Raw genomic sequence first — 12214 nt, 5'->3', positions numbered from 1 at the left:
ACCGGGCGACCCCGGCCGGCCGGGGTGCTCATCACCCGGTAGGCGGTCGCGCCGTCGCCGACGGCTCCTTCGGCTCCCTTGGCCCCTTTGACTTCCTTGACTCCCTTGGTCCCGAGCGGGGACAGCGGGGCCGGGCCGGAATCGGGGGCCGAATCGGTTCCCGTTGGGCCGTGTGGCATCGAACTCATCGCCAAGGTCGCCCAAAGCGCGTGTCCCGCACCCGCTTCCGCCCGCCCGGCGACCTACGTTATCCCGGTGGAGCAGCACAGGACACGTCCCCCGCAGCGCAGGCAGACCCGGCCGGCCCCGCTGTCCCCGCTCGGGACCAAGGGAGTCAAGGAAGTCAAAGGGGCCAAGGGAGCCGAAGGAGCCGTCGGCGACGGCGCGACCGCCTACCGGGTGATGAGCACCCCGGCCGGCCGGGGTCGCCCGGTGGCGCCTGCCGTGCTCGCCCTGCGGCGGCTGCCCAATCCCCGGCTGACCGGAATCGGCGCCGGGCTCTTCGCCTCCGCCGTCATGTTCGTCGTCGGCTGCCTGGACTGGCTGCTGTTCGACGGCTCGTCGGCCGTGTTCGGTGTGCTGTTCCTGCCGGTCAGCGCGCTGACCGCGCTCTGGGTACGGCCCGCCGACCTGGTGACCGCGCCGATCAGTGTGCCGATCGCGTTCGCCGTCGGCATCATCCCGATCTCCGGCGGCACGGGCGGCTTCGGCGGGCAGACCATGGCCGTCGTCACCGCCCTCGCCGTCCACGCCGGCTGGCTGTACGGCGGCACGCTCGTCGCCGGGCTCATCGCGACCGTACGCAAGGTCCGCCTGATGCGGGCCCGGCAGCGGCGGATGCTGCTGGCCGCGCAGACCGCGCGGCCTGCCGGGCAGCCTTCGCCCGCGGCGCGTGCACCCGGCCGGACGCCTCGGCGCCCGTCCCGGCGATAGCGCCTGCCGGACCGCTCAGCGGCCCGCCGCCACCGTCAGGGCGCGACAGCCCCCAGGCCTCAGCGGCCTGCGGCCGCCATCGCCGCGCCCACGATGCCCGCGTTGTTCTGCAGCTCCGCGGGCACCATCTCGGCCCGCACGTGCTCGACGAGCGGCAGGAACTTGTCCGCCTTGCGGCTGACACCGCCGCCGATGATGAACAGCTCGGGCGAGAACAGCATCTCCACGTGGGCCAGGTACTTCTGCACCCGGTGCGCCCAGTGGTGCCAGCTCAGGTCGCCGTCCTCCTTGGCCTTGGTGGAGGCGTGCTTCTCCGCATCGTGGCCGTGCAGCTCCAGATGGCCGAGCTCGGTGTTGGGCACGAGCCTGCCGTCGATGAAGAGCGCGCTGCCGATCCCCGTACCGAAGGTCAGCACGATGACCGTGCCCTTGCGGCCACGGCCCGCACCGAAGGTCATCTCGGCGATGCCGGCCGCGTCCGCGTCGTTCAGGACGGTGACCGGGAGGCCGAGCTTGTCGCCGAGCAGGGTGCGGGCGTCCAGGTCGATCCAGCCCTTGTCGACATTGGCCGCGGTCCGGGTGAGGCCGCTGGTGACGACGCCCGGGAAGGTGATGCCCACCGGGCCCTGCCAGTCGAAGTGGCCGACGACCTCGGCCACGCACCCGGCCACGTCCTCGGGAGTGGCCGGGTGCGGGGTGAGCACTTTGTGGCGCTCCTGCGCCAGGTCTCCGCGGTCCAGGTCCACGGGAGCACCCTTGATCCCGGATCCGCCGATGTCCACGCCGAAGATCTCCATGTGATCCACGGTACGGGCACCGGGCCCCGCCCACTTCCTGGAACGGGAAACCGGATGAGAGCGGGCCCCGGGCGGGGCGCCGGGTGCTATTCCGCGGACAGGGCCGCCGCCTCCGCGCGCAGGTCGCGGCGGAGCTCCTTGGGCAGCGAGAACACGATCGACTCCTCGGCCGCCTTCACGATCTCCACGTCCTCGAAGCCCCGCTCGGACAGCCAGGCCAGAACGCCGTCGACCAGTACCTCGGGCACGGACGCGCCGGAGGTGACACCGACCGTGGAGACGCCCTCCAGCCAGGCCTCGTCGATCTCGTCGGCGGCGTCGACGAGGTACGAGGCACCCGCACCCGCGCCGAGCGCGACCTCGACCAGGCGGACCGAGTTCGAGGAGTTCTTCGAGCCGACGACGATCACCAGGTCGGCGTCCGCGCCCATCTGCTTCACCGCGATCTGGCGGTTCTGCGTGGCGTAGCAGATGTCGTCGCTGGGCGGCGAGATCAGGAGCGGGAACTTCTCCTTGAGCGCACCGACGGTCTCCATCGTCTCGTCGACCGAGAGCGTGGTCTGGGAGAGCCAGACGACCCTGGACGGGTCGCGCACCTCCACGTTCGCGACGTCCTCGGGGCCGTCCACCAGGGTGATGTGCTCGGGGGCCTCGCCGGAGGTGCCGATGACCTCCTCGTGGCCCTCGTGACCGATCAGGAGGATGTCGAAGTCGTCCTGCGCGAAACGGACGGCTTCCTTGTGGACCTTGGTGACGAGCGGGCAGGTCGCGTCGATCGTGGCGAGCTTCCGCTCGGCCGCCTCCTCGTGCACGGTCGGCGCGACACCGTGGGCGGAGAACATGACGATGGAGCCCTCGGGGACCTCGGCGGTCTCCTCGACGAAGATCGCGCCCTTCTTCTCCAGGGTCTGCACGACGTACTTGTTGTGGACGATCTCGTGGCGTACGTAGACCGGGGAGCCGTACTGCTCCAGGGCCTTCTCCACGGCGATCACGGCACGGTCCACGCCGGCGCAGTAGCCACGGGGAGCGGCGAGCAGGACGCGGCGGGGTGTCGGAGCAGTCATGCGTCCCATCGTAACGGCCTCCTTCGCTGACCCGGGGAGCCGTTAGGCCGTACCGAACAGGCGCGGGGGCGGCGGGGTCGGGAGACTGATCATCACGCGACCGATGACGCGAACGACGGAGGGCTCATGGCCGGCAGCGGCACGGAAACCGGCACCGGCGGTTCGACGGAGCAGGTGAGGCTCCGTCGGACGCTCGGCTTCCGGGACCTGGTGGTCTACGGGCTGCTCTTCATCGCCCCGATGGCCCCCGTCGGCGTCTTCGGCACCCTCGACGCGAAATCCGACGGTGCCGTGGCGCTGGTGTACATCGCCGCGACCGTCGTGATGGCGTTCACCGCCTTCAGTTACGCGCAGATGGTGCGGGTCGCCCCACTGGCGGGTTCCGTCTTCGCCTACGCCCGCAAGGGGCTCGGTGAAGGTCCAGGGTTCATCGCCGGGTGGATGGCGATGCTGGACTACCTGCTGATCCCCGCGGTCGCCTATCTCTTCTCCGGGATCGCGATGAACTCGCTGGTGCCCGAGGTGTCGCGGTGGGTGTGGACCGCCTTGGCGGTGGTCCTCACCACGCTGCTCAACCTCTGGGGCGTACGGGCGGCGGCCCGGGTCGGCTTCGCGGTGCTCGCGATGGAGATCGTGGTGCTGCTGGTGTTCCTGGTGTCCGCGGTGGTGGTGCTCGTACGGGACGGGGCGCAGCGCGGCTGGCTGTCGCCGCTCACCGGGGATTCGGGTTTCTCCGCGACGGCGGTGCTGGGCGCGGTGTCGGTGGCGGTGCTCTCGTATCTGGGCTTCGACGCCATCGCCTCGTTCGCGGAGGAGGTGACGGGCGGGTCGGCGAAGGTGGCGCGGGCGGTCCTGTTCTGCCTGGTGCTGGCGGGGGTGCTGTTCGTGGCGCAGGCGTATCTGGCCGCGCTGCTGGAGCCGATGACGTCGGCGGAGCTGGCTGCCGATCCGGTGGCGCAGGGCTCGGCGTTCTACGACACGGTGGACTCCGCGGTCGGGACCTGGCTGCACGATCTGGTGGCGGTCAGCAAGGCGATCGGGGCGGCCTTCGCGGCGCTGGCCGGGCAGGCGGCGGCGGGGCGGCTGCTGTTCGCGATGGCCCGGGAGCGCCGGCTGCCCGCGCTGCTGTCCAAGGTCGATCCGGGTTCGGGGGTGCCGAGGATCGCGATCCTGATCGCGGCGGTCGTCACGATGGTGGCGGCGGTGTGGGCGGCCCGGCGGGACGACGGCCTGGACCATCTGGTGTCGGTGGTGGACGTGGGGGCGCTGACCGCGTTCGTCCTGCTCCACGCGTCGGTGGTCGGCTGGTTCGCGGTGCGGCGGATGGAGGGGCCGCCGAGCTGGTGGCGCCATGTCCTGGTCCCGGTGGTGGGGGCCGGGGTGCTGATCGCGGTGATCGTGGAGGCGACGACGAGCGCCCAGGTGGTGGGCGCGTGCTGGCTGGCGGTGGGGTTGGTGGTGCTCGCGGCGCAGCGGGGGCGGAGAGTGGTGACATGAGACGGCGAGCGCCGGTCCTCGGGGGCTGAGGGCGGCGCGGACCCGCCCGCGGTGTCGGTGCCGGCGGATACGCTCGCTCGCATGGCTCTACAGACTTCCCCCGAAGCTCCGCTGCCCGTCGGTGACGTGTCGCGGCTGATCGGCGGCTGGATCGACCGGCTCGGCGCGGTCTGGGTCGAGGGACAGATCACGCAGCTGTCGCGGCGGCCGGGTGCCGGAGTCGTGTTCCTGACCCTGCGCGATCCCTCCCACGACATCTCGGTGAGCGTGACGTGCTTCCGGCAGGTCTTCGACCGCATCGCGGACGTGGTGACGGAGGGCGCGCGGGTCGTCGTCCTCGCGAAGCCCGAGTGGTACGCGCCCCGCGGCCAGCTCTCGCTGCGGGCCACGGAGATACGGCCGGTCGGCATCGGTGAGCTGCTGGTCCGGCTGGAGCAGCTCAAGAAGTCCCTGGCCTCGGAGGGCCTCTTCGCTCTCGACCGCAAGAGGCCGCTGCCCTTCCTGCCGCAGCTGATCGGGCTGGTCTGCGGACGCGCGTCGGCGGCCGAGCGCGATGTGCTGGAGAACGCGCGCCGCCGCTGGCCCGCCGTCCGCTTCGAGGTGCGCAACACCGCGGTGCAGGGTGTGCACGCGGTGAACCAGGTGGTCCAGGCGGTCAAGGAGCTCGACGCCCTCGACGAGGTCGACGTGATCGTCGTGGCACGTGGCGGGGGCAGCGTGGAGGATCTGCTGCCGTTCTCCGACGAGGAGCTGATCCGTACGGTCGCCGCGTGCCGGACCCCGGTCGTCTCGGCGATCGGGCACGAGCCCGACTCGCCGCTGCTCGACCTGGTCGCCGACGTGCGGGCCTCCACGCCCACGGACGCGGCGAAGAAGATCGTGCCCGATGTGGGCGAGGAGCTGGACCGGGTGCAGCAGCTGCGGGACCGGGCGCTGCGGACCGTACGGGGGCTGCTCGACCGGGAGGAGCGGGGCCTGGCGCATGCGCTGGGGCGGCCCTCCATGGAGCGCCCGCAGCGGATGGTGGACGAGCGCGCCTCGGAGGTCGACGCGCTGATCGGGCGGGGCCGGCGGGTGCTGGGCCATCTGCTGGACCGCGCGGACTCGGAGCTCGCCCACACCCGCGCCCGCGTCCTCGCGCTGTCGCCCGCGGCCACGCTGGAGCGTGGCTACGCGGTGCTCCAGCGGGCGGACGGGCACGTGGTCCGGGACCCGGCCGACGCGGGCACCGCCGGGGACGCGCTGCGGGCCCGGGTGTCGGGCGGCGAGTTCACGGTGCGGGTCGACGGGTGAGCGGCCGCGGCCCCGGGCCGCGGCCACAGGGAACGGACATGCCGACGCATAGGGTGGATCACATGACGGACGACGGGACGACGACGGCTGCGGCGACGGGCACGCTCGGTTACGAGCAGGCGCGCGACGAGCTGATCGAGGTGGTGCGCCGGCTGGAGGCGGGCGGAACCTCGCTGGAGGACTCCCTCGCGCTGTGGGAGCGCGGCGAGGAGCTGGCGAAGGTGTGCCGGCACTGGCTGGAGGGCGCCCGCGCCCGTCTCGACGCGGCGCTGGCGGGACCGGCCGCCCCGGGGCAGGACGCCGGGGACGCGGCGGCCGACGCGGGCTGAGGAACACAGGCCGGGCGGAACGGCGCAAGGTGTGCGTCTTGTGGGGTCGGTCACTCCCCTCCCGTTTTAGTTGAAAGTTAACCTACCTCTCCCGTACCGTGATCAGCGTTGCTTGATCCCCCGTGTACGTCCGGAAGGTAATACGCCAGATGTCCCTCGTTCTTGACCCCGCCGCCCAGGACCTCCTCTTCCGTGAGGCCCGCACCGCCAACACCTTCACCGACGAGCCGGTGACCGACGAGCAGGTCCAGGCGATCTACGACCTGGTCAAGTACGGCCCGACCGCGTTCAACCAGTCGCCGCTGCGCGTCGTCCTGGTCCGTTCGGACGAGGCCCGCGCCCGTCTGGTCCCGCACATGGCCGAGGGCAACCAGCCGAAGACCTCGACCGCCCCGCTGGTCGCGATCCTGGCCACGGACAACGAGTTCCACGAGGAGCTCCCGGCCCTGCTGCCGCACTTCCCGCAGGCCAAGGACATGTTCTTCTCCGAGCGCCCGGTCCGTGAGTCGGCCGCCACGCTGAACGGCGCCCTGCAGGCCGCCTACTTCATCATCGGCGTCCGCGCCGCCGGCCTGGCCGCGGGCCCGATGACGGGCTACGACGCCGCCGGGATCGAGAAGGAGTTCCTCGACGGCGACCACAACGTGCTGATGGTCGTCAACATCGGCAAGCCGGGCGAGGACGCCTGGTTCCCGCGTCTGCCGCGCCTGGCGTTCGACGAGGTCGTCAAGACCGTCTGAGCCACGCCGCCCCACGCGGGCACATGAGCATGAGGAAGGCCCCGGAGCATGTACTCCGGGGCCTTCCTCATGCCCGTACGCGAAATCCCCGTACGCGAAACACCCGTACGCGAAACACCCGTACGCCGATGCGCAGGCGTCAGGACGTCTTGAGCGACGCCGCCATCTCCGTCAGCCGCTCCGCCGAGGCGGATCCGGTCACGACCGTGGTCGCGCCCTTGTCCTGACGCACGAGGGCGTCGTACTTCGGGCCCTCCCAGTGCTGCCAGGTCTCCCCCGCCACCTGCTGCGTGCGGCCGGTGTCCTTCGCCTTCTGGCTGACCTCGGAGACGTACTTCTCCGCAGCGGCCGTGGACTGCTCCACCGCGACGTACTTGCCGTCCGGGTCCAGGAAGCCCAGGTGCCAGCTGTTGCCCGCCGCACGGTCGTAACCGACCGAGGTGGGCTTCCAGTCCTGCGCCAGACCGCTCGGGGCCACCACCGGATACGGGGCCGCGCGCCGCGCGGTCAGAAGCTCGACCCGGTAGTCGACCGCCTTGACCGGATCGGCCTTGTCGTCATGCGGAACGAAGATGTAGGCGACGCCCGCCACCGCGGAGATCACCGCCAACGACAGGAACATGTCCCGCACTGTCTGCTTGCCTCGCTTGCTTGCCACGCGTCCATCGTCGCATCAGCCCCGGCGGCACCGAAGCCCGGGACCGGATATCGGGAGACGGAGCGCGGCCGAATCGAAGGGCGGAGCAGAGCTCGGACCGGAGACGAGCAGAACTCGGATCAACTCGGATCGGAGACGGAGCGGGAGCTCGGCCCAGGGACCGGATCGGCCACCCGACCGAGAGGGGCCGCTCATTCGTGACCCGGTCTGCTCATTTTATCGACCTGACGATAGAGTCACATCACCCTCATCCGGTCGTCGTCGTACAGAAAGGTGCGCTCCGATGTCCGAGCATCATCTGCCGTCCCAGCTGGAGGTCTCCCCGGAGGCCCCCGACCGCAACCTCGCCCTGGAGCTCGTCCGGGTCACCGAGGCCGCCGCCATGGCCGCCGGGCGCTGGGTCGGCCGCGGGGACAAGATCGGCGCCGACGGTGCCGCCGTGAAGGCCATGCGGACCCTCGTCTCCACCGTCTCGATGAACGGCATCGTCGTCATCGGTGAGGGCGAGAAGGACGAGGCCCCCATGCTGTTCAACGGCGAGCGCGTCGGCGACGGTACCGGCCCCGAGGTCGACATCGCCGTCGACCCGATCGACGGCACCACCCTGAACGCCAAGGGCATGCCGAACGCGATCGCCGTGCTGGCCGCCGCGGACCGGGGCGCGATGTTCGACCCGTCCGCCGTCTTCTACATGGACAAGCTGGTCACGGGTCCCGAGGCCGCCGACTTCGTCGACATCAACGCCCCCGTCTCGGTGAACATCCGCCGGGTCGCGAAGGCGAAGAACTCCATGCCCGAGGACGTCACCGTCGTCATCCTGGACCGCCCCCGCCACGAGGGCATCGTCCGGGAGATCCGGGAGACCGGCGCCCGGATCAAGTTCATCTCCGACGGCGACGTCGCGGGCTCGATCATGGCCGCCCGCGAGGGCACCGGCGTCGACCTGCTGATGGGGATCGGCGGCACGCCCGAGGGCATCATCTCGGCCTGCGCCATAAAGTGCCTCGGCGGTGTCATCCAGGGCAAGCTCTGGCCGAAGGACGAGGCCGAACGGCAGCGCGCCCTGGACGCCGGACACGACCTGGACCGGGTGCTGTCCACGGACGACCTCGTCAGCGGCGACAACGTGTTCTTCGTGGCCACCGGCATCACGGACGGCGAGCTGATGCGGGGCGTGCGCTACCGCGCGGAGACGGCGACGACCGAGTCGATCGTCATGCGCTCCAAGTCGGGCACCATCCGGAAGATCGACTCCACGCACCGGCTGTCGAAGCTGCGTGCCTACAGCGCGATCGACTTCGACCGCGCGAAGTGACGTAGGTACGTCCCCACGAAGAGGCGCCCCCCATGTGCGGTGGGGGCGCCTCTTCGCGTCAGTGGATACGAAGAGCGCGACGAGTACGGGCACGGATCCAGCCGCACGTACAAGTACGGGCGCAGGCGCGGGTACGAGCACAGCTACAGGCGCAGGTACGGAGACGTTCCGGTCTTTCCGTCAGCCGGCCGCGGCGATGCGGCCGGTGGCGCCGGACGCCTTGAGCTCCGCCTCGCGCCGCCTGCGGCGGGCGAGCGCCACACGGCGTTCGGCAGCCGTGAGGCCGCCCCACACCCCGTACGGCTCCGGTTGCACCAGGGCGTGTTCGCGGCATTCGATCATCACGGGGCAACGCGCGCAGACCCGCTTCGCGGACTCCTCGCGCGAGAGTCGGGCAGCAGTCGGCTCCTTCGACGGGGCGAAGAACAGCCCGGCTTCATCCCGGCGGCACACCGCCTCCGCATGCCAGGGGCCTGCCTGGTCCTCCCGAGCGGGGGTCCGCTGGGGAGGGACGGCAGCGACCTGCAGGGGCTGATGCGGCAGTTGCAGCACGGTCCACTCCTGACGACGGCTTCGCGAGCAAGAGGCGATGCAGCACTCCCTACCCGCTGTGCGCGCGCCTATGCACTGAGTGGCACTCAGTTCCGGTCCACGGAATTGCGGTCGAGCATATTTCCGCCCGGAATCCGCCCCCGCGCAACGACGCACCCCCACACGCCCTTACGCGCCGTCGCGTGTCGCGCCGTCGTCAGTGGCCGAGGTGTTTACGCAGCCTCGCCTGCAGGTCAGCAATGAACTTGCCCCGCTTGGGCTTCGCCTCGACGCCGCCGAACACCGAATATCCGTTGACGACCACCACGGGTGCCTCGGGATCCGCCGATTCCAGCGTGGTGACTTCGAAACTGCCGAAAATCCCCGTCCCGCTTCCACGCAGCGAGATGTTCTCGGGAACCCTGATGTCCACGCTTCCGAAGATGGAAGTCGCATTGATCACCGTGAGCCGCTGTCCGAAAAGGGCCTCGGTCAGATCGATTTCCACACTGCCGAACAGCGAGAACGCGTTCGTGCGCCCGCCGACCCGCCAACGGCCCTTGCGGCTGGCACTGCTGAAGATCGCGACCAGGTTGTCGGCGGGCCCCGTGGGCACCTCGGGGGCGAGGGCGTGCGAGGCGCCGACGGGCCTGGGAGTGCCGCCCGGCGCCGGCAGGTCCCGTACCAGTGGTTCGAGTTCCCCGACGGTCTTCGCGCGGTAGACGGAGTCGACCCGCTCGGCATGCTCGTCGGCGGTCAGCCGGCCCTCGGCCATCGCCTCACGCAGGATGTCGGCGATCCGGTCGCGGTCCGCGTCGGAGGCGCGGATGACGTCGGGTTCCGCCCGCGCGGTGGGCTGCTGGGGGTGCTTTTCGAGGTCCACCGGCCCAGCGTACCCAAACGCGATAGATCGCGACTAGGGGGCGGGCCGGGCGCGCCCGGCGTATGTCGCGATCCGGTCCGGCGGAGCGAAGATGCGCCCCACAGAGCGAAGAAGCACCCCGGGGCCGGAATCGCGATGAGCCCTACCTCACAGACCCGCCACCTCCGCGGGGTCCTACCCTGGTGGGTGCGCTGCCCAAGGGAGGTCAGCCGCTGTCTGCCGAGTGAGGAATGGCCGTAATGCCAGAGTTTGCGTACTCCGATCTGCTCCCCCTGGGAGAGGACACCACGCCGTACCGCCTGGTCACCGCCGAGGGTGTGTCCACCTTCGAGGCCGACGGACGGACGTTCCTCAAGGTCGAGCCGGAGGCGCTGCGCACCCTGGCCGCCGAGGCCATGCACGACATCTCCCACTATCTGCGGCCGGCGCACCTGGCGCAGCTGCGGCGGATCGTGGACGACCCCGAGGCCTCGTCCAACGACAAGTTCGTCGCGCTCGACCTGCTGAAGAACGCGAACATCGCCGCCGCGGGTGTCCTGCCGATGTGCCAGGACACCGGCACCGCGATCGTCATGGGCAAGCGCGGACAGAACGTGCTGACCTCGGGCGGTGACGAGGAGGCCCTGTCGCACGGCATCTTCGACGCGTACACCAAGCTCAACCTGCGCTACTCGCAGATGGCCCCGCTGAACATGTGGGACGAGAAGAACACCGGCTCGAACCTCCCCGCGCAGATCGAGCTGTACGCGACCGACGGCGGCGCGTACAAGTTCCTCTTCATGGCCAAGGGCGGCGGCTCGGCCAACAAGTCGTTCCTCTTCCAGGAGACGAAGGCGGTCCTCAACGAGGCCTCCATGATGAAGTTCCTGGAGGAGAAGATCCGTTCGCTGGGTACGGCGGCCTGCCCGCCGTACCACCTGGCGATCGTCGTCGGCGGTACGTCGGCCGAGTTCGCGCTCAAGACCGCGAAGTACGCCTCCGCGCACTACCTGGACGAGCTGCCCGCCGAGGGCTCCCCCACCGGTCACGGCTTCCGTGACAAGGAACTGGAGGAGAAGGTCTTCGAGCTGACGCAGAAGATCGGCATCGGGGCGCAGTTCGGCGGCAAGTACTTCTGCCACGACGTGCGGGTGGTCCGCCTTCCCCGGCACGGCGCCTCGCTGCCCGTCGCCATCGCCGTGTCCTGCTCGGCCGACCGCCAGGCGACCGCGAAGATCACCGCCGAGGGCGTCTTCCTGGAGCAGCTGGAGAAGGACCCGGCGCGCTTCCTCCCCGACACCACCGACGAGCACCTGGACGAGTCCGGTGACGTCGTGAAGATCGACCTCAACCGGCCGATGGACGACATCCTCGCCGAGCTGACGAAGTACCCGGTCAAGACGCGGCTCTCGCTGACCGGCCCGCTGGTCGTGGCGCGCGACATCGCCCACGCCAAGATCAAGGAGCGGCTGGACGCGGGCGAGGAGATGCCGCAGTACCTGAAGGACCACCCCGTGTACTACGCGGGTCCTGCGAAGACGCCCGAGGGTTATGCCTCCGGTTCCTTCGGCCCGACGACGGCAGGCAGGATGGACAGCTACGTCGCGCAGTTCCAGGCGGCGGGCGGCTCCAAGGTGATGCTGGCCAAGGGCAACCGGTCCAGGCAGGTCACCGACGCGTGCGACGCGCACGGCGGCTTCTACCTCGGCTCGATCGGCGGTCCGGCGGCCCGTCTCGCGCAGGACTGCATCAAGAAGGTCGAGGTCGTCGAGTACGAGGAGCTCGGCATGGAGGCGGTCTGGAAGATCGAGGTCGAGGACTTCCCGGCGTTCGTCGTCGTCGACGACAAGGGCAACGACTTCTTCACCGAGCCGGCCCCCGCCCCGACGTTCACCAGCATTCCGGTGCGCGGTCCCGGCCTCGGCTGACCGACCCCGCACCCGCACCATCGAGGGGCGCCCCGGCCATGGCCGGGGCGCCCCTCGGCGTTGAGCGAGGCACCGACGGCGGGGCACGGGCCGCATGGCCGGTCCATCTCACCGCACCGCGCAGCCGGTCCGCCTTCCCCGTCCGCGTGCCCGGCCCGTACCACCGCACCGCGTGCCCGGTCCGCGTGTCCCCTCCGCCCGGCCCGGCCCGTACCACCGCACCGCGTGCCCGGTCCGCGTGCCCGATCCGCGCCACCGCACCAC

The 12214-nt window shown here is 70.7% G+C and carries 12 protein-coding genes; 7 read left to right on the top strand and 5 right to left on the bottom strand.

Going from position 1 to position 12214, the window contains the following annotated elements; genetic code table 11:
- Nucleotides 1-255 precede the first annotated feature (255 nt).
- Nucleotides 256-933 carry a DUF6542 domain-containing protein gene (locus EAO72_RS31570; RefSeq protein WP_410090518.1) on the top strand — a complete coding sequence of 226 codons (678 nt, stop codon included), beginning with the start codon at nucleotides 256-258 and terminating at the stop codon, nucleotides 931-933.
- Nucleotides 934-992: 59 nt separating this feature from the next.
- Here EAO72_RS31570 and ppgK read toward each other — a convergent pair whose 3' ends face one another.
- Complete coding sequence (gene ppgK / locus EAO72_RS31565; RefSeq protein WP_148020495.1) at nucleotides 993-1730, bottom strand: polyphosphate--glucose phosphotransferase; 738 nt, start codon at nucleotides 1728-1730, stop codon at nucleotides 993-995.
- Between the two features lie 86 nt (nucleotides 1731-1816).
- Nucleotides 1817-2806: a 4-hydroxy-3-methylbut-2-enyl diphosphate reductase gene (locus EAO72_RS31560; RefSeq protein ID WP_148020494.1), complete on the bottom strand. Its 990-nt coding sequence runs from the start codon at nucleotides 2804-2806 to the stop codon at nucleotides 1817-1819.
- Between the two features lie 117 nt (nucleotides 2807-2923).
- Between EAO72_RS31560 and EAO72_RS31555 the strand changes: the two genes are divergently transcribed.
- The 4 genes from EAO72_RS31555 to EAO72_RS31540 all read left to right on the top strand — a co-directional run bounded on the left by EAO72_RS31555 (nucleotide 2924) and on the right by EAO72_RS31540 (nucleotide 6656).
- A complete protein-coding gene (locus EAO72_RS31555; RefSeq protein WP_148020493.1) occupies nucleotides 2924-4294 on the top strand; it encodes an APC family permease in 1371 nt (456 codons plus the stop codon).
- An 81-nt stretch (nucleotides 4295-4375) separates the two neighbouring features.
- Entirely contained in the window at nucleotides 4376-5587 is a 1212-nt protein-coding gene (gene xseA / locus EAO72_RS31550) for an exodeoxyribonuclease VII large subunit (RefSeq protein WP_148020492.1), read from the top strand.
- Nucleotides 5588-5649: 62 nt separating this feature from the next.
- Nucleotides 5650-5916 carry an exodeoxyribonuclease VII small subunit gene (locus EAO72_RS31545; protein ID WP_148020491.1) on the top strand — a complete coding sequence of 89 codons (267 nt, stop codon included), beginning with the start codon at nucleotides 5650-5652 and terminating at the stop codon, nucleotides 5914-5916.
- Nucleotides 5917-6065: 149 nt separating this feature from the next.
- On the top strand, nucleotides 6066-6656 hold the full coding sequence (locus EAO72_RS31540) for a malonic semialdehyde reductase (protein WP_148020490.1): 591 nt from the start codon (nucleotides 6066-6068) through the stop codon (nucleotides 6654-6656).
- 139 nt (nucleotides 6657-6795) lie between these two features.
- On the opposite strand, the gene EAO72_RS31535 is transcribed toward EAO72_RS31540, so the two are convergent.
- Entirely contained in the window at nucleotides 6796-7314 is a 519-nt protein-coding gene (locus tag EAO72_RS31535) for a DUF4245 domain-containing protein (protein ID WP_148020489.1), read from the bottom strand.
- Between the two features lie 283 nt (nucleotides 7315-7597).
- On the opposite strand from EAO72_RS31535, the gene glpX reads away from it, so the two are divergent.
- Complete coding sequence (gene glpX / locus EAO72_RS31530; protein WP_148020488.1) at nucleotides 7598-8629, top strand: class II fructose-bisphosphatase; 1032 nt, start codon at nucleotides 7598-7600, stop codon at nucleotides 8627-8629.
- A 180-nt stretch (nucleotides 8630-8809) separates the two neighbouring features.
- Here glpX and EAO72_RS31525 read toward each other — a convergent pair whose 3' ends face one another.
- Nucleotides 8810-9181: a WhiB family transcriptional regulator gene (locus EAO72_RS31525; RefSeq protein WP_148020487.1), complete on the bottom strand. Its 372-nt coding sequence runs from the start codon at nucleotides 9179-9181 to the stop codon at nucleotides 8810-8812.
- Between the two features lie 196 nt (nucleotides 9182-9377).
- On the bottom strand, nucleotides 9378-10043 hold the full coding sequence (locus tag EAO72_RS31520) for a DUF1707 SHOCT-like domain-containing protein (RefSeq protein WP_148020486.1): 666 nt from the start codon (nucleotides 10041-10043) through the stop codon (nucleotides 9378-9380).
- A gap of 230 nt (nucleotides 10044-10273) precedes the next feature.
- On the opposite strand from EAO72_RS31520, the gene EAO72_RS31515 reads away from it, so the two are divergent.
- Entirely contained in the window at nucleotides 10274-11950 is a 1677-nt protein-coding gene (locus tag EAO72_RS31515) for a fumarate hydratase (protein WP_148020485.1), read from the top strand.
- The last annotated feature ends 264 nt before the right edge of the window (nucleotides 11951-12214 follow it).

This window comes from Streptomyces sp. OR43 (assembly GCF_008042275.1).
Taxonomy (GTDB): Bacteria; Actinomycetota; Actinomycetes; order Streptomycetales; family Streptomycetaceae; genus Streptomyces.
Note: the sequence above shows the minus strand (reverse complement) of the source record. Positions and strands in the feature narration are given on the sequence as shown.

Coding starts and splice junctions, on each gene's coding strand:
- ppgK (WP_148020495.1), bottom strand. CDS start 1,730: ATGGAGATCTTCGGCGTGGACATCGGCGGATCCGGGATCAAGGGTGCT.
- EAO72_RS31560 (WP_148020494.1), bottom strand. CDS start 2,806: ATGGGACGCATGACTGCTCCGACACCCCGCCGCGTCCTGCTCGCCGCT.
- EAO72_RS31555 (WP_148020493.1), top strand. CDS start 2,924: ATGGCCGGCAGCGGCACGGAAACCGGCACCGGCGGTTCGACGGAGCAG.
- xseA (WP_148020492.1), top strand. CDS start 4,376: ATGGCTCTACAGACTTCCCCCGAAGCTCCGCTGCCCGTCGGTGACGTG.
- EAO72_RS31545 (WP_148020491.1), top strand. CDS start 5,650: ATGACGGACGACGGGACGACGACGGCTGCGGCGACGGGCACGCTCGGT.
- EAO72_RS31540 (WP_148020490.1), top strand. CDS start 6,066: ATGTCCCTCGTTCTTGACCCCGCCGCCCAGGACCTCCTCTTCCGTGAG.
- glpX (WP_148020488.1), top strand. CDS start 7,598: ATGTCCGAGCATCATCTGCCGTCCCAGCTGGAGGTCTCCCCGGAGGCC.
- EAO72_RS31515 (WP_148020485.1), top strand. CDS start 10,274: ATGGCCGTAATGCCAGAGTTTGCGTACTCCGATCTGCTCCCCCTGGGA.